This is a genomic window from Pseudomonas weihenstephanensis (assembly GCF_001043055.1).
Lineage (GTDB): Bacteria > Pseudomonadota > Gammaproteobacteria > Pseudomonadales > Pseudomonadaceae > Aquipseudomonas > Aquipseudomonas weihenstephanensis.
Genome location: NZ_JYLF01000005.1, coordinates 80,747 through 98,292 on the forward strand (window position 1 = coordinate 80,747; position 17,546 = coordinate 98,292).

Annotated in this window: 10 protein-coding genes and 1 pseudogene; 6 read left to right on the plus strand and 5 right to left on the minus strand. The window is 58.2% G+C overall.

The features are described 5' to 3' along the window. The first annotated feature begins 336 nt into the window (after nucleotides 1–336). The 3 genes from TU86_RS13530 (at nucleotide 337) to TU86_RS13540 (ending at nucleotide 5,765) form a co-directional block, all read left to right on the plus strand. Nucleotides 337–1,776, plus strand: a complete 1,440-nt coding sequence (locus TU86_RS13530) for a hypothetical protein (protein WP_048364831.1) — start codon at nucleotides 337–339, stop codon at nucleotides 1,774–1,776. A 90-nt stretch (nucleotides 1,777–1,866) separates the two neighbouring features. Continuing rightward, nucleotides 1,867–3,516: a VRR-NUC domain-containing protein gene (locus tag TU86_RS13535; RefSeq protein ID WP_048364832.1), complete on the plus strand. Its 1,650-nt coding sequence runs from the start codon at nucleotides 1,867–1,869 to the stop codon at nucleotides 3,514–3,516. After that, nucleotides 3,513–5,765, plus strand: a complete 2,253-nt coding sequence (locus TU86_RS13540) for an ATP-dependent DNA helicase (protein ID WP_048364833.1) — start codon at nucleotides 3,513–3,515, stop codon at nucleotides 5,763–5,765. The genes TU86_RS13535 and TU86_RS13540 overlap by 4 nt, the downstream gene beginning before the upstream one ends. 346 nt (nucleotides 5,766–6,111) lie before the next feature. Here TU86_RS13540 and TU86_RS13545 read toward each other — a convergent pair whose 3' ends face one another. Further along, nucleotides 6,112–6,387, minus strand: coding sequence for a peptidylprolyl isomerase (locus tag TU86_RS13545; RefSeq protein ID WP_048364834.1), 276 nt, complete (start codon nucleotides 6,385–6,387; stop codon nucleotides 6,112–6,114). Between the two features lie 45 nt (nucleotides 6,388–6,432). After that, nucleotides 6,433–8,601 carry an ATP-binding protein gene (locus TU86_RS13550; RefSeq protein ID WP_048364835.1) on the minus strand — a complete coding sequence of 723 codons (2,169 nt, stop codon included), beginning with the start codon at nucleotides 8,599–8,601 and terminating at the stop codon, nucleotides 6,433–6,435. 254 nt (nucleotides 8,602–8,855) lie between these two features. On the opposite strand from TU86_RS13550, the gene TU86_RS13555 reads away from it, so the two are divergent. Beyond that, nucleotides 8,856–10,157 (plus strand): OprD family porin, encoded by a 1,302-nt coding sequence (locus tag TU86_RS13555; RefSeq protein ID WP_048364836.1) that lies wholly within the window; start codon nucleotides 8,856–8,858, stop codon nucleotides 10,155–10,157. 104 nt (nucleotides 10,158–10,261) lie between these two features. Continuing rightward, the gene (gene cobF / locus TU86_RS13560) at nucleotides 10,262–11,011 is read left to right on the plus strand and encodes a precorrin-6A synthase (deacetylating) (RefSeq protein WP_048364837.1); all 750 of its coding nucleotides are present in this window, start codon (nucleotides 10,262–10,264) and stop codon (nucleotides 11,009–11,011) included. A gap of 6 nt (nucleotides 11,012–11,017) precedes the next feature. On the opposite strand, the gene TU86_RS13565 is transcribed toward cobF, so the two are convergent. Continuing rightward, nucleotides 11,018–12,316 carry a glycosyltransferase gene (locus TU86_RS13565; RefSeq protein ID WP_048364838.1) on the minus strand — a complete coding sequence of 433 codons (1,299 nt, stop codon included), beginning with the start codon at nucleotides 12,314–12,316 and terminating at the stop codon, nucleotides 11,018–11,020. Between the two features lie 214 nt (nucleotides 12,317–12,530). On the opposite strand from TU86_RS13565, the pseudogene TU86_RS22905 reads away from it, so the two are divergent. Further along, nucleotides 12,531–12,692, plus strand: a pseudogene (locus tag TU86_RS22905) (DUF1329 domain-containing protein); the annotation flags it as partial. A gap of 226 nt (nucleotides 12,693–12,918) precedes the next feature. Here TU86_RS22905 and bcsC read toward each other — a convergent pair. Continuing rightward, nucleotides 12,919–16,449, minus strand: coding sequence for a cellulose synthase complex outer membrane protein BcsC (gene bcsC / locus TU86_RS13575; RefSeq protein ID WP_048364840.1), 3,531 nt, complete (start codon nucleotides 16,447–16,449; stop codon nucleotides 12,919–12,921). Next, nucleotides 16,437–17,546: a cellulose synthase complex periplasmic endoglucanase BcsZ gene (gene bcsZ, locus TU86_RS13580; protein ID WP_048364841.1), complete on the minus strand. Its 1,110-nt coding sequence runs from the start codon at nucleotides 17,544–17,546 to the stop codon at nucleotides 16,437–16,439. The genes bcsC and bcsZ overlap by 13 nt, the downstream gene beginning before the upstream one ends.

The window sequence follows — 17,546 nt, forward strand, 5'->3', positions numbered from 1 at the left end:
ACACTGACCATGTTTGTTTAAGGTGCCAATAGCCTGCGTTTAATGAAGCTGGCGCACACCGTCAATATTCCATCGTTTTAACCCGACGCCTCCCGTCACGCGAGAAAAGTTAAATGCTCGACTTGGCTTTTCATCGCAACATAAATACTGATAGTTTGTGAGTGAGCACTCATTCAATTATGAATCTCGAAATAAATATCTTATTGAGTGCTTATTTGTAGGATTATTCTTATGTACATACAATGCGCACCTTTAGTCTTTTGGCGGAATCAGAACATTTGAAGCGTCACTGACGAGGCCATTGAATAATAATTCGATATGACGGAGGCTTAACCAATGAGCACTTTCCATGAACAAGCGATGAGCTTTGTTTATCAACAAGTCTTGCATCGACTGCTGGGTCTTTTTAATCGTCACGAGCGCGTTGCACTGCAACTGTTGATCCAGCGCTTATTGGTCGCGGCAGGCGGTATCGAACGTATTGGGCACTTTCGCGTGATGGTGGTGCATGAAGGCGGCAAGGAAAGCGCTTATACCTTGGCGTTTTTAAGGGCTGCACAGCTAAGCATCTCTGCGCGTGCGCCCGAGACGTTCATCCTGCGCCTGGTCGTGCTGCGTCAGGCACGACTCACACCCTCGGTCATGGCCCGTTTTCAAAGCCAGTGCAACGAGTTATTTCTGTATGACGACGGTCGCGTTGAGTTGTTGCAAGTTGACGAAAGCGGAGCACAAATCCTTAACCGGCACACGCTGTTCAATGAGCGTCCCCCTGAGCTGAACCGGGTGCAAGTGCTGATGTCCGGGCATTTGAGCCAGGGCGAGGCGCGCGTAACGTTCTTGTATGCCGATCTGTTATCACGCGCCAAATTATTTCGAACGGCCTGCTCGTGGGGCAGCCCCGTAAGCGCGTTGATTGACAGACGCCCCCCGCAACATCTTGGCGAGTACGCACAATGGATGCTGCGCGTGGCCGAGCATTTGGGCTATGTAAGGCCAACCGGTTACGGCGATGCAATCGCTGAGGCGGTCCATGTGTGCACCACACTGGATGACGACTTCAAACACTTGCTGTGCCAACAATCTCCCGCGGAGGAGAAAGATCAGTCAATGGCCAGGAGCGGCATGGCCATCATCAATGTATTTGACTGTTTGTCACATGAGACAGAAGTGCTGAGTTCGCCCGCACTGCTCTTTACCGAGGGGCCCTGGCCTGCTCAGACGTTTAATATTGAAGAGCCGCAAGTGGCGGTTATATTGGTGGCCGCCCACGTACAGGGGTTGCGCTGTCAGTACCAGGTCGACAATGACTATTGCAGCGGCGTGAGCCATTACCTACAGAGCGCCAGCGCACAGAACGCATTCAATGAACGGTATAAAGGGCAACTGACAAAACTTATTGGAACGACTTTTAATACCCCTAAACGAATTCAGAAGTTACGCCGACAGATGGAACAGTACCTTAATGACATTCACGGTCTGACAAACGAGCAACTTAACTGCCTGATTGAATCGCCTTTTGTTGAACAAGGGGCAGGGCTGGAAGCGTTTTTGCAACGTCATTACCCCGACAAGTTGCAGTGGGCCAGCGACCTCCACTATGCCTTGGGCGCACATGACCAGGCTTGCGCGCGTCACTCGGCATGGCTGCAAAGCATCAGTGGTTTACCCTTGAGCTCACTGCAAGTGCTCTACACAATGCGCAAGGTTGATTGTGTCGCGGGGCAATCGCTGATCGACCTCATGTGCACGCACGACCCGCACAAGGGCGTGCCTTGAACCACTGATCCAATAGGAGTTGCCAGGGCACCGGGCAAACTGCTATCTGTACGCCCATCCAGTACTTAACGCCAGTGGTCCGCTCTGCCTGTGATCTCCAATCCCTTAGAAGATACGTTTTACTACCTGAAGAATTTCCAGCATGTGCTCGCCTGGATCAAATCGCGGTATGACGATGTACTGAGCCTTGATGAGCAGGTTTTCATCGAGCATTTCCTCCTGCTGCCCAGCGGCTCACAGGCGCTGTGGGTCCGACTGGTGATGCGTAAAGGCCAGCATTTTCGGGCGAGCAAACTCTGTTATCCGGAAATCGGTGATATCGCACGGGCCGCGGCCCCCTTGCTCGAACTGGGCTGGATTGACGATCACGCGGCACTGAGCATCGCAGAGGTGTTCGATGTGCTGCAAAAAGCGGAAATACAGCACGCTTTCAGCGTTCATATCACGCACCCCAACGCTAAAAAAACCGATTTGCTGGCCGCATTGAGTCAGGCGTTGACCCACATTCAAAGCCTTTCGATGTGGTGCCCATCCCTCCAGGACACCTTGTACACGTTGACTAACCGCCCGTTGAGCGATCGCCTGCGCTTGATGTTTTTCGGCAATCTGAGCCAGGACTGGTCTGATTTGGTGCTGGCTGATCTGGGGCTCTTTACCTACGAAACGGTTGCGTTCAGCCCCGACTCGCGGGCATTGCGTTGCAGAGCGGACATTGAAGGGTATTTGCACCTGCATGCGTGTCGCGAGCAGCTCGAAGCCCCCGGTGACTTGGAACAGGTATTTGCGCAATTGCTGGAGTACCAGGCCCAAAGCCGCTGGTTGCAACGTCGCCGTTCACGCCTGCTGTTCCAACTGGGTCAACACCATGAACGGGCTTGCGACTACGCACGCGCATTGCAGATTTATCCCCACAGCCAACACCCACAAGCCCGAGGCCGTACGGTGCGTGTACTCGAGCAACTGGGTGAACATCAACAAGCCCTGGCCCTGGCACAGACCTGCGAACAAGCGCCTTGCTCCGATGCCGAGCTTCAGCAGTTGCAGCGCATGATTCCACGCCTGCGGCGCAAGCTGGGCATGAGCGCAAGGGTGCGCGCCAAACCTGCTGTTCCAGAGCGCCTTGACCTGCGTTTGGGGCGCGAAGATCCAGGTTCTGTTGAGTCCAAAGTGGCTGCACACTTGCATACCCTCGATGCGCCGGTGCATTACGTGGAAAACACATTAATCAACAGCCTGTTCGGTTTGCTGTGCTGGCCCGCTATTTTTGCGCCGTTGCCCGGTGCGTTTTTTCACCCGTACCAAAGTGGTCCCGCCGATTTGCTCGAAGAGGATTTCCACGAACGGCGTTGCGCGTTATTTGAAGCGGCGTTTGCCCAACTGCAAGACGGGCGCTATCAAGACACCATTCGCGACACCTACGCGCGCAAATTTGGCGTGCAATCGCCGTTCGTGGCTTGGGGCAGCCTCAGCGAGGCCCTGCTTGAAGAGGCCCTGAGCTGCTTGCCACCTGAGCATTTGCAACTGTGGTTTCGCCGTTTACTGCTGGATATAAAGGCCAATCGGGCGGGCATGCCTGACCTGATTCAGTTTTGGCCCAGACAAAAGACCTACCGCATGATTGAGGTCAAAGGGCCGGGCGATCGCCTGCAAGACAACCAACTGCGTTGGTTGGCCTTTTGCGAGCAGCATCAAATGCCGGTGACGGTATGCTACGTGCAATGGCAAGAAGGTGATGCGTGAATTACCGCATCGCCGTGCGGGCCTTGTGTGAGTTCACTGCCAAGTGTGGGGATCTGGATTTACGCTTTACTCCTTCGCCCAGTGCACAACAAGGCATTGCAGGGCATCGCACCGTGGCTGCGCGACGCAGCGCAGATTATCAAGCCGAACTCAGCCTCGAAGGTCAGTACAACAACTTGAACGTACGGGGCAGGGCAGACGGTTATGACCCGGCCGGCAATGTTCTGGAAGAGGTCAAGACCTATCGCGGTGACTTCAATGCCATCCCTGCCAACCATCGACACCTGCACTGGGCACAAGCACGGGTTTATGGCTGGCTTGTGTGCCAACACCTGGAACTGCCCGAGGTCAACCTGGCGCTGGTGTATTTCGACATCGTCAGCGAGCAGGAAACCCGCCTTCAAGAAACCTGGAGCGCTGCGCGACTGCAACAATTCTTTAACCTGCAATGCCAGTTATTCCTCGCCTGGGCCGAGCAGGAAGTCGCCCACCGAGCCGCCCGTGATGACGCCGCCCGCGCACTGAAGTTTCCCCATACACAGTTTCGTACCGGGCAGCGAGCGTTGGCTGAAGCCGTCTATAAAAGCGCCAGTACGGGCCGCTGCCTGATGGCGCAGGCCCCCACCGGGATTGGAAAAACCCTGGGCACGCTGTTCCCGTTGCTCAAAGCCATGCCCGCCCAGGCACTGGACAAACTGCTGTTTCTGACGGCCAAAACCCCGGGGCGTCAGTTGGCACTCGATGCTGCGCGGGTACTGTATCCAACAGGTTCGGCCCAAACGTTGCGGGTACTGGAGCTGGTGGCGCGGGACAAGGCGTGTGAGTACCCACAAAACGCCTGCAATGGCGATGCCTGCCCTTTGGCCAAGGGGTTTTATGATCGGTTGCCAGCCGCACGGCAGGCCGCGGTGCAGCAGGGGTGTCTGGATCAGGCCACCCTGCGGGATGTGGCTTTGGCGCATCAGGTGTGCCCGTATTACCTGAGCCAGGAAATGGCCCGCTGGGCAGATGTTGTCATTGCCGATTACAACTATTACTTCGACTTCAGCGCGCTGTTGTACGGCCTGGCGCAAGCCAACCAATGGCGCGTTGCAACCCTGATCGATGAAGCCCACAACCTGGTCGACCGTGCTCGGCAGATGTACAGCGCCCATCTGGACCAACAGCGCCTCAACGCTGTCAGGCACAATGCCCCCGCAGCACTCGATAAATCCTTCAAACGCCTGAACCGCGAATGGAATGCACTGCACAAAGAGCAAGTGGCGCCTTATCAGGCGCATTCACAACTGCCTGCCAAATGGTTGAACGCGTTGTCGGCCTGTATCAGTGCTATCGGTGATTACCTCAATGATCACCCACAAGGCATGACGGGCGAGTTGCAAGCGTTCTACTTTGAAGCCTTGCAGTTCAATCGAGTGGCGGAGCTGTTTGATCCGCACTTCATTTACGACGTCAGCCTGCGCGAGGTCGGCAAGCGGCGCACCTCGCAACTCAACCTGCGCAATGTCGTGCCCGCCGCCTTTATTGGCCCGCGTCTGGCCAGTGCACACAGCAACGTACTGTTTTCTGCCACCCTCAGCCCGCGCCAGTACTACGCGCAACTGCTGGGTCTGGCTGGCGACACGGTGTGGGTCGACGTCGAATCGCCCTTTGAGGCCCGGCAACTGTCCGTTAAGGTCATCAGCCAGATCTCTACGCGTTTTGCGCATCGCCAAGCCTCCGTAGCGCCGATTGTTGAGCTGTTTGCAACCCAGTTCCAACAGCAACACGGCAATTACCTGGCGTTTTTCAGCAGCTTTGATTACCTGCAACGCGTGGCGGGGCAACTGGCCGCCAGCCATCCGCAGATCCCGCAATGGCAGCAGTCAAGGCGCATGGATGAGGCGGCGCGCCAGGGGTTCCTCGATCAGTTCACTGACACGAGTCGAGGCATCGGGTTTGCCGTGTTGGGCGGTGCATTCGGCGAAGGCATTGACTTGCCCGGAGCGCGGCTGATTGGCGCTTTTGTCGCCACCTTGGGGCTGGCGCAATTCAACCCGGTCAATGAGCAGATCAAGCAGCGCATGGCCGGGCTGTTTGGCGCAGGTTATGACTACACCTACTTGTACCCTGGGCTGCAAAAAGTCGTACAAGCGGCCGGGCGAGTCATCCGCACCCAAAGTGACCAAGGCTCATTGTTCCTGATTGATGATCGCTTTGCCGAGCCAAAGGTGCAGCAGCTACTGCCCAAGTGGTGGCATGTGCAATGAACTTTCCACTGATCGGAAACCCCCGAAAACAGTCTCATGGGCAATGTCATCGTAATATCACCGACTGATAAACTGCGCGCCGCTGAAAACCTGCCGCGTACCGCAGGTTGGCCCCCTCGCAGTTGAGTACCTCGTTTGAAGCGTGCGTTTTTGCTTTATATAGCCTGCATGGCGATTGCCATGGCCGGTTTTTCTTGGATTTTCTTTACCCTATATTCGTAGTGCGCAGCACTCGCCGCGAAAACCTGTTCACGGAGGTGTGTCTGACGTATTCAGCTTGAATGGTTTATGACGGCTACGCAGTCTGCGGACGCTGCCAGGCAATAGCAGCGGCGCAAATACGCGGTCAATCGCGGAAGAAAACTTGCACCAAGTGGTAACCGAACTTGCTTTTCACGGGGCCGTGGATCACCCGCAGCGGCTTTTTGAAAATGATCTGGTCGATAATCCCCACCATTTGCCCCGGCCTTACTTCCCCCAAATCGCCCCCACGCTTGCCCGAAGGGCAGGTGGAGAATTTTTTGGCCAGTACATCGAAGGCTTCACCCTTGGCAATGCGTTGCTTGAGAGACTCGGCTTCTTCAGCCGTTTTCACCAGTATGTGGCGGGCTTGCGCTTTCATGGGGCGGTTACCTTGCATCTGTAGGGCGTATTTCGAGGGCGCGGATTATGCCTGATTTTTCGTCGGGATCATTCCTCGAATCATGGTCGCCAGTTGTTCGACCGAGAAAGGTTTGCCAATCATGTCCATACCCTGTTCAAGAAACCCCTGACGCTCAGCCGCCGTTTCGGCATAGCCCGTCATAAACAGCACATTGAGCCCCGGTCGGTGTTGGCGGGCAATTTCGGCCAATTGCCGACCATTCATCCCCGGCAGCCCGACATCCGTCACCAACAAGTCAATGCGCAGCGATGACTCCAGCAGCGCTAACGCGGTTTTCGCATCGGGGGCTTGATGGGCGGTGTATCCCAGTTCATCCAGCACATTGAGGACCAGCATGCGCACGGCCGCGTCATCCTCCACCAAGAGCACGCATTCACCTTCGATGGCGCACGGTGCATCGACGCTGCTGGACGCAGGCCGGGGTTGGATCTGCGGGCTGTAATGACGGGGTAAAAACAGGCGGACACAGGTGCCATTGCCACTTTCGCTGTCCAGGGTGACATGCCCGCCGGACTGCTGGGCAAAGCCGTAGATCATCGACAGTCCCAGCCCCGTGCCTTGACCGATGGGCTTGGTCGTAAAAAAGGGATCAAAGGCTTTAGCCAGTACCTGCGGCGTCATCCCCGCGCCGTTGTCACTGACCTCAAACATCACGTAATCACCGGCTTTAACCGGTTCGAGCGTGCTGATATCGCTGCCATCCAAATAGCTGTTGAGGGTTCTGATCGTCAATTGCCCGCCTTGGGGCATTGCATCCCGGGCATTGATGATCAAGTTGAGCAGGGCACTTTCGAGCTGGCTGGCATCCGTGTTGACGGCCCACATATTAGCGCCCAGCACCACGCTCAGGTCGATATGCGCCCCTTTGGTACGCCTGAACAGCTCCTCCAGCGAACTCACCAAGTGATTAGGGTCCAAGGGTTGGCGGTCCAGTGACTGACGCCTGGAAAACGCCAGCAAGCGATGAGTCAGCGCGGCCGCACGCTGCGCAGATGAGACTGCCGCGTCGGTGAAACGCCCGATTTCAGCGCTGCGTCCTGCGGCGATGTAGCGCTTCATCAAGTCCAGGCTGCCAATAATGCCGGTCAGCATGTTGTTGAAGTCATGGGCAATACCGCCGGTCAACTGGCCCACGGCCTCCATCTTTTGCGCATGCCGTAACGCGTCTTCGGCCCGCTCGCGCTCAACCATTTCCTGTTGCAATTGCAGATTGGCTTCGGCCAACGCCTGGGTGCGCTCGGCCACGCGCTCCTCCAGGGTTTCATTGAGATTAAGCAGGGCCTGTTCGGTTTTTTTGCGCTCGGTGATATCCAGCGCAGCCCCCATGAACCGGCGCGTGCGGTGAGGTTCAGCACTGAAACAACGGCCGCGGGCAAAAATCCAGCGCACGTGGCCGTCAATACCCAGTAGGCGGTACTCCTCGGCGTATTCGCTGTTGTTAGTGATGCAGGTTTTGATCGAACGCGTCAGCAGCCCCCGGTCTTCAGGGTGCACGCCTTGTAAATACGCGGTAATCGGCAACTGCCCGGACAGTTGCGGCTCAATGCCATGCATCTGTGCAAACCGACTGTCGGTGACGAACAGGTCTTCGTCGATGTTCCAGTCCCAGGTGCCCACACCATTGGTGGCGGTCAGGGCCAGTCGCAAGCGTTCCTCGGTGTCATGCTGCGCTTTGCGGCTGGCTTGCGAACGTTGGCGCAGCTTGATGGCCGTGCGCCGGCGACGGGATGTTTTGACGGCCATCATCAAAATACCGGCCACCTCGCCTGACTCATCGCACACCGGGCTGAACGTCAGGTCGAGCCACATCTCGCTGGTATGCTGGCGATCCGGAATCAGAAAGTACTGGTCAATGTAGGTACGGCTCTCACCGGCCAACACAGCCTGGATGATGGGCTGGGTAAAGTCGCGGTATTCAGGCCAGCTTTGATGAACCGACTGGCCGAACGAAGTGGGGTGCTTGTCACCGGCCAACACCGCAAAACTGTCGTTGTAGACCTGGGTGAGCTGCTTGCCCCACAGCAGCAGCATGGGCATGGGTGAATTCATCACCAGTTGTACGCAAGTGCGCAGGCTCTGCGGCCAGTCAGCCACCTCTCCCAGAGGGGTCAGCGTCCAGTTCAGACGCTGGGACAAGGGGGTGAGCTGACTGAGGGTAAATACGGCACTCATGAAAAATCCTGAGGGGTCAATCGTTGGTGTGTCTATTTAAGGCCGGATGTGGGCGAAACGCTATTAACTAAATACCGGCCGCTTAAACCTTGGCAAAGCGCCACTACGTGCGACTAAGGTCCAATGAGGCTCAGGCTTAGCCTTTCGTATAATTGCGCTCCCCTTTGTATTGAACGGCTTCGCCCCGGTTTATGACCGCAGGCGCGGGTTCAATTGTTTTCGTTTTGCGAATGATTCGCTGCTGGAGCTTGTACATGGTTGTCCCTTTTTCGTTGTTGGCGCAGTGCCGGGTTGCACGCCTGAGCGCTCTGGCAGTGTGTGCCGGTGTTGCCGTACAGACGCAGGCTGGCGGTTTTATTGAAGACAGCAGCGCCAAGCTGGAAGCCCGAACGGTGTACTTCAACCGCGACTTTCGAGATGGCAGCGCCTCAAACCCGCAAGGGGCTTCCAAGCGTGACGAAACAGCGCAAGGTTTTATCCTGAATGTGCAATCGGGCTACACCGAAGGCACGGTTGGTTTTGGTCTGGACGCGCTGGGCATGCTGGGTTTGAAGCTCGATTCAAGCCCGGCGGACAGCAACAGCGGCTTGTTGCCTTCGACCGGCAGTGACCCGCGTCGTTCCAAGGATCAGTACGCAAAAATCGGTGTGACCGCAAAAATGCGTGTGGCCGACACCGTGCTCAAATACGGCGCCTTGCTGCCCGACCTGCCATTGCTCAAGTACAACGATGGCCGCTTGCTACCCAACATGTTCAATGGCGCGATGCTGGTGTCCAAGGATGTGAAAGACCTGACGATCATGGCTTCGCGCCTTAACCGTTACACCGCCCGTGACTCCACTGACGCCCAGGACCTGCGCCTGAACTGCAAGAACAAACGATACGGCTGCAACATCACCGCCGATCACTTCAACATGTACGGCCTGGACTACAAGGTGAACGAGCGCCTCACCGCGCAGTATCACTACGCCGAACTCGAAGACATCTATCGCCAGCAATTCGTCGGCTTATTGGCCAATCAGCCCGTGGGGCAGGGCGTGCTGTCGGCCGATGTGCGGTTGCTCAAAAGTGACGATGCCGGTTCGGCCAAAGCCTCGAACATCGACAACCGGGCGATGGGCGCCATGCTCGGTTACGCCTTGAGCGGGCATAAAGTCAGCGCCGGTTGGCAGCGCATGACCGGCGACACCTCGATGCCGTACCTGGATGGCAGCAACCCGTACCTGGTCAACTACCTGCAAGTCAACGACTTTGCCAACGCCCAGGAACGCTCCTGGCAACTGCGCTACGACTATGACTTCAAGGCCATGGGCCTCAATGGCTGGTCATTCATGACCCGCTACGTGAATGGCGACAACATCAAAGTGCTCGGCCGTGCGCAAGAAGGCAAAGAGTGGGAGCGCGACACCGAGGTCAAGTACATCGTGCAAAGCGGCACCTTCAAAGACTTGAGCCTGCGCTTTCGTAACGCCACCTACCGCACCAACTACTCAAAATTCGCCCGCGACGTGGACGAAACCCGCCTGATCGTCAGCTACAACCTCAACATCTGGTAAGCCTGGCGTGCGCGAATCAGACCTGAGCCAGGTCTGATTCGCGGTGCTTTCACCTGCGCAGCGCTCTATAGTCAGCGGCACGACTATTGCGGAGCCTTGTGTGCATGAAAACCCTCCTGCTGATTGGCATGGGCGCGGGCGATCCCGAGCACATCACTGTGCAAGCGATTAACGCGCTCAACCGTGCCGACGTCTTCTTTGTTCTGGACAAAGGTCAGACGACTCACGACCTGGTGCGCTTGCGGCTTGAGATTTGCCAGCGTTACATCCGTGAGCCGTCGTACCGCGTGGTGCAGGTCAGCGACCCGAAACGCGACAGTTCAACGCCGTCCTATACCGCTGGCGTTGAGCATTGGCACGCGCAACGTGCCGACGTCTTCACCCGCCTGATCGAAGACCAGCTGGCAGAAGGCGAGTGCGGGGCTTTTCTGTTATGGGGCGAGCCGGGGCTGTATGACAGCACCTTGCGCATACTCGATCGGGTCCGCGCACACGGCTGTAACGGTTTTGACTATGAAGTGATCCCCGGTATCAGCAGCGTTCAAGCACTGGCCGCGCGCCATCGCATCCCCCTGAATGACATCGGCCAACCAATCCGCATCACCACCGGGCGTCAGCTCAGCGCGAACGATCTGGACAACGTGGTGGTCATGCTCGACGCCCACTGTTCATTCGACGCGTTTATTGAGCACGACGTGGACATCTACTGGGGCGCTTACATCGGCACGCAGGATGAAATTCTGATCGCCGGAAAGTTGTCCCAGGTGTGTGACCAAATCAAACAGGCGAGGGCGCAAGCCCGTCAGCGCAAGGGCTGGGTGATGGACACCTATTTGTTGCGCCGCCGCACCTGAGCACGCTCAAGCGGGAACAAGGCGATTTTTGGCCTCGATCCATTGCGACATGTACTGCGTACTTTTGTGCTGATGATGACGCAGCATGGCGCCGGTAAAGTTGTTGCGCCGATGCGCCTCAAGTTGCGCCCGGCAGGCTTCGATACGTTGCACCAAGGCCGGGCCATGGACGCTGTGCAGGTAGCGCTGAGCCAACAACGCCCGCCCGTTCAACTGGGCCTGATGCCAGGCCGACGGGTTGCGATACAACTCAACGGCGGCTGCCGCAATGGCGCTGGCGCTTTGCGCAATGGCTCCGGCCCAGGGCATCTCACCGTGCATACCCTCGGCGCCCACCGGCGTGGTGACGTTGGGTGTGCCGCACAGCATGGCATCGGCAATTTTGCCTTTGATACCCGCACCAAACCGCAGTGGGGCCAGGCATACCCGTGCGTTGCTCATCACCGCCAACGCATCCTCTGCCCAATTGAGCACATGAAAACCCTGTGCCGGGTTGTGCAGGGCGGTGGCTTTGGGCGGGGTGTAAGCACCGTAGATGTGCAGTTGTGCCATCGGTAGCTGCTGGCGAATCAGCGGCCAGATGCTGGTTTTCATCCATAACACCGCGTCCCAGTTCGGCGCATGGCGAAAGTTGCCAATGCTCAAAAAGTGCTGGCGCTGCTCATACGGCACATACGTTGCGGGTACGGCGTCCACCATCAGCGGGCACGCATGCAGCACGTTTGCGGGAACGTGGAACTGCTCGACCAGCAGGTCGATCTCGTACTCGGAAATCATCAGGCTCAAGTCGCTGCGGTAAATCGCGGCGATTTCACGCTGGGCCAGGTCGGTCGCGGCCATCTGCTCGAATGTCTCGCGCGGCGCCGGGGCAAACAGATCGCTGAAGTCGTCCAAATCGGGGTTGTGTTTGAGGCGCGCCTTGAGCTGCTGCTGACGTGCGTCACGCAAGCTCTGCAAGTCTGAGGTTTCCAGCACGCGAAGGGCGTCAGGGCAATGCAGTTCGACCCGCCAGCCGAACTGCTCTTGCATCATGAAACGGTCAAATAACACGATGTGCGGCGCCAGCTGGCTGATAAAGGCATCAAAGCTGCTGTTGTTCAGTTCAATGCTCACCTCATCAATGCCCAATGCAGCGAGGTCTGCCTTGTGTTCGCCAATGCCGGCCGGGCTGCTGAAGGTGATATGCCAGCCTTGCTGCAAAAAACTCTCGATGATTTGCATCATGTGCCCGCCCGCCGCGGATGAGCGCGGTTCTGGCCATACGTAACCGATGATCAGAACGCGGGTGGGGGCAGTCGACGGCATGGGGCAGGTCCTTGAAACGCTGAGGCTGAAAAAGGCGGCAATTAGAACACAACAGGGTGGGAGCGAGTCCGCTTTGACGATGATTGCAGTCGATTGCCCAAGCCTTCATCTGCGGCCTCGGCCCGTTTATGGACGCAGCGGTCAGTGCCTTGGGCTGGCACCGGCCAACTCGCCGACCGTTGAGCCCAGCACAGACGCCAAAATTCAGTCCTACACCGCGTGGCAGGCCGGGTCGCAGTTCTTCATGGACCTGAACTCGGGGCAATACGCGGGTTACGGCATGACCAACGAGTCGAAAAAAGGCCCGATTTTGAATGAAGAGAAGTTCACCATCGACCAATACACCGCTGACGCGGCCAGGGCGATGGGGCGCTAATGTCATTGCGTTGACGACTCATGCGAGGCTGCGGAGCCACACCCCAATCACCGGGTTTACGAGCGCTTCGCGCCCGATCGCAGCCTCGTACCTCGACAGCGACTACAGGGCGTAGTCGTTGACGAGTCATGCGAGGCTACGTCCGGCGGTGAAACCGTCGTGAAGCCATTCAATCCGGTGCACCAGATTCGTGCCTCGAGAGCGGCTACACGTGTGGCGTTGGCCATTACCGGAAGTCGGCGTACGGTATCAGCGGTTCTACCGGCAACGGTAAATTGCCTTGCCAGGTGTCAAACGTATACCGCAGGTACATCAACGCACGGCTGGGTGCGTAGTCATCGCTGTGTTGGTAGAGCACGCCACCGCCCAACACCAGATTGTCGGTCAACCTGCGCTCAACCAGGCCCTGCAGGCGGTAACCAAAGCCGCTGCTGCTGCCACCATCGGTTTCACCCCCCATGGCGACACCGTTAAAACCCAGATCAATCACAGCGTCCGACATTTTCGAATTCAAACCATTCAACGGGTACAAATCGCTTGAGCTGCTGTGCGCATGGGACCAGCTGAGCGAGCTTTCCAGCGACACCGACCAGTTAGCCGTCCTGAAGGCATAGTTCAACGGCACGCCAATCGAGTAGTACTCCTGCGGGCTGTAATAACCGCCCTGGCCCAAGGTGTATTCGCTCAGGTCCTTGTCGTAACCCCAATACATCAGGGTCAGGCCGGTGCGCATGCGTTCATCCGCGCTCTCCATCAAACGGTAGTAGTAACCGCCCATTGCGGTGGTTTTGTGGTTGTTCTCGACGTTTTTACCGCGCAACCAGTGTTGACCCAGGCTGGCCCATACGCCATCCACGCCACCTTCGTCGTGATTCAGCCCCAGTGTGAGGCCATTGGAGGTCACACCGCCCCACGTGATCCCGGTGGTGCGGTCCTTGGCGCCCGCATAAGACAGGATCGAGTTACTCAATGGGCGACGCGACCCGGTCAGGGTCCAGCCCAGCGAACCGATTTTGTCACTGTAGGCCACACCCCCCAGCCAGTTGGGCACATCAAAGGTGTCTGGGGTGCGGCCGATGTCGATGTCCCAGGTGTCATTTTTCCAGCCGGTGGCCATCGTGGTGCCACGCGCCGATTGCGAGTGGTTGTCGCACCCCGGATACAGCAGACGGTTCGAGTCTTTTTGCCGTACGCCGACGCCACAGGTGCCGTATTGCTCGCGCACCCGGCCGTCGGCGTCGGTGTCGAATTTACCGGCGTCCATGTCCAGCTGTTCTGCGCGCACCCAGCCTGTGCCATCGGCAATAGGCAGGTCCAACTGCAAAATGGTGGTCGTGGTGTCGGTGTCCGAAGTGCCTTTGGAGGCATCGTCCGAACGCCAGCCGTAATCGGTGTACAGGTGCACCGTCGGGTTTTGCCGTTGATAGAGGCTGTCCACATCACTGCGCAAGCTGCTGGCCAACCACTCGTCATGGTCTTTGGCGCGGCTGGCCAAGGTCATGGCGCGGTTATCCCGCGGATCGGCTTGTGCAGGGGTCATCAACCCGGCACCGACCATGCCCTTGGCGTAATAGTCCAATGCCTGTCGTGGCTGTTTGGCCGCGATCAGCCGCGCGGCATCGCGGTACACCACCGGATCAGCCTGCGGGGTTTTGAGCAGTTCGGCGAACAACGCACTGGCTTTGTCCGGTTCACCGACCTCAGACCAGGCATTGGCCAGACGACGTTGCTGCGATGCGGTCAATACAGCGCTCGCTGACGGCTTGAACTGCGCTAACTGTTGACGCGCTGGCGCCAATTGCTGGCTGGCAATCAGGTTCTCAATCTGGCCCAGATGCGCTTCGGTATTGTCCGGCTGTTTTTGCAACACCTGACTATAGAGGCGCTGCGCTTGATCGTAGTCACCCCGTTCCTGCGCCCAGCCCGCGACCGTCATCAGGTCATCGCTGTTGGGCGCTTGCATTAGCAACGCGATGGCTTGTGGCTCCTGACCCGCCTTACGCAAACTTTGCGCACGCGCCACCAGCACATTACGTTGCAGGCGCGTGCCCAACTCGCGCATGGCCTCACTCCATTGCGGGCGCGGCAGTTGCTCCAGCGCGCTTAACGCGCTGGCGTCGCGCTCGGTGCCCGACAGGTACAGCGCGTAGGCATACAACGCTTCAGGGTTGTGCCCCTGGCGGCGCATCAGTTGCTTGAAACTGTCATCGGCGGCGCCCGGCTGGTTGATTTCACGCTGCGCGTTGGCCAGGCGATAGGTCAACCACGGCTCGTCCGGGGTCAGGTTGCGGATTTTGCTGAGTAGCGCGACCACCTGCGGCCAGTCCTTGCGGGCGGTCGCGGTATCGGCCTGCTGGTTGAGTTCATCCCGCTCAAAACCCTGACGCAGGCTGGCGAATTCTTTCTGGCTGGCGGCGGGCAAGCGGTTAAGAAAGGCTTTGGCTTTTTCTGGCGATTGCGCGCTGTACAAACGCACCAGCGCGCGTACTGCGCTGGCATTACCCGGTTCCAGTTTGCGGGCTTGCAGCAACAAGGCTTCAGCTTGAATGTCGTTGAGTTCGCCGCGAGCGACACCGGCCAGGCCAATCAAGGCATCGGCATCGCCGGGTTTGGCTTTGCGCGCTTGTTCGAAGGCCCTGCGCGCCGTGGCGTAGTCTTTACGATCCAGTGCCTTGTCGCCCTGACTGAGCAGCATCAAGTAATGACTGGCGTCCATCAGGTCTTGCCACTGGCTGATGAACGAGGTGTCTTGCTCTTTGTTGCGCGCTTTGATGAATGTGGCGTTGGCGTCTTCATAACGACTTTGACGCAGCAGCGCCAAACCCAGTGCGCCGTAAAGGCTTGGATCGTCGGGGTAGCGTTTGATCGCACGGCGCAGCAGACCTTCAGCCACCACCGGGGTGCGTTGCTGCTCGATCATTTGCTTGCCCTGCGCACCCGCCAGCCAGGCGGGATCCGCCAGCAGGCGCTGTTGGGTTTGCAGGGTTTTGTTGGCCTCAAGCACCGTCGGGGAGGCGGGGTAGCGTTTGATAAACGCCTGCCATGCCTGCACGGTTTTGCGGTCGACGGGCAAGGTGTGGAGGTATTCGTACTCTCGGTCTGCCGCCGCATTGCTCGCCTGCGGATCGGTGGCCAACTGTTCCAGTACAGCCAGCGCCTCAGGCGCACGCTTTTCTCTGAACAGCAAATCAACCAGGGTTTGTCGCAAACCGGCGTTGCCGGGGTACTGGCTGTCGAGGGCGCGCAGTTGTTCAATCACCCTGGGCCGTTGGCCGGTAATGTTGCTGCGAATACGCAGGTACTCCAGCGCCGTGGCAAAGTCGGGCGGGGCGTCGCCAAACAGCTGTTCAAAAATGGCTGTCGACTCTTCAGGGCGCCCCGCAGCCGCGAACAGTCGCGCCTGTTGCAGGGCTTTTTGACTCTGCGGGTCTTGCAGCTTCATCAGGCTTTGTGCCTGACGTAAGGCGCCAGAATCGGGGGCTACTTGCTGCAAATGGGCGAGGCGCTCGCGGGCCAGATCCGTTTTTTTTTCCAGCAGCGCCTGACGAATAGACGCCACCAGCGCTTGGGGATTGTTGGGGGCGATCAATTCCAGTCGCGCCAAAGAATCGCGCACCAGGTCTTCGCGGTACATGGCCTCACCGACCCGCACTTGCTCCAGCAACCATTGCTGTTGTTCTTGCACCGTGGCGGGCTGAGCGAGGGCCGTGGTCGACAATCCCGTGAGCAAAAACGCCCATGTTTTTAGTTTTTGCATGTGTCAATCCAGGCCGGTAGCAGCTGTCCATCCTTGTCAAAGCGATAGCGTTGTTGATCAAAGCCCTGGCCAAACAACACCAATGACTGGTTGTAGTAGGCGTCGGCGGCGGGCGGGTCTTGCTGCAAACGCAACGTTTGCACCGCGTAGGCAGGCGAGTCGCTGCCCGCCAACAGCGGCAACAGTGCCGCCGAGAAACCGGCCGGGCCTTTGCCGGTGTATTGACCGCTCAGTGCATCGACACTTTCCGGGGGGTAGCCCAAGGTTTGGGTGAGGCTGACCATCGGCGCAAAATGCTGTTGCAGAGTTTTGCGCTGGGGAGCGTCCTGGGCCAGCATGCCGACCCACAGGTACACGCGGATCGCATCGTAGTCGCCCGCGCTGCCGTCCTTGTTGTCAGGCGCCCAACCGCTACCGGCTTTCCACAGCAGCCAGTCCGGGGCAAAACCCTTGGGCGAGCCTTCGATCAGCACACGCTGCTGATTGGCCGCCAACTCGCTCCAGACCGGCGACAGTTGGCTGAACCGCGCCAGTAACTGCGGCGGCAAGTAGCTGGGGTTGAGCCGCCAGCCCTCTGGATTGTCAAAACCCAAGTCGCCGGGCAACAACATCAACCCCAGCTTGGGCAGTTTGCGTAGGCTTTGTGCGGCGCTGCGCCACAGCATGTTTTGCCCCATTGCGCTGTACTCGGGCACCTGCCACAGGCGCCCGGCTTCCAGCAGGCTGTAGGCAATCCACAGGTCGGCATCGGTGGCGTTGTTGCTGTCGAGCACTTGCCATTTGCCCGCCTTGGAGCGTCCCCACAACCAGGCCGGTAAGTGCGCTTCAAGGCTGCCATCGGCCAGGTTGTTACGGGTCCACTTCAAGATCTTCGCGAAGCTGGGCTGATCGTTGGCCAGCAAGGCGAAAAACAAGCCGTAGCTCTGGCCCTCCGACGTGGTGATCAACTGCTCGGAAGAGCGGTCGATGATGCGCCCGTCACTGCTCAGCATGGCTTTTTTGTAGCGGTCCCAGGCGGGCCAGTCACAGCTGGCCGCGCTCGCCAGTGCAGGCAAACCGAGGGTCAAGGTCAGGGCGAGCGCGGCAAAGGGCTTCAT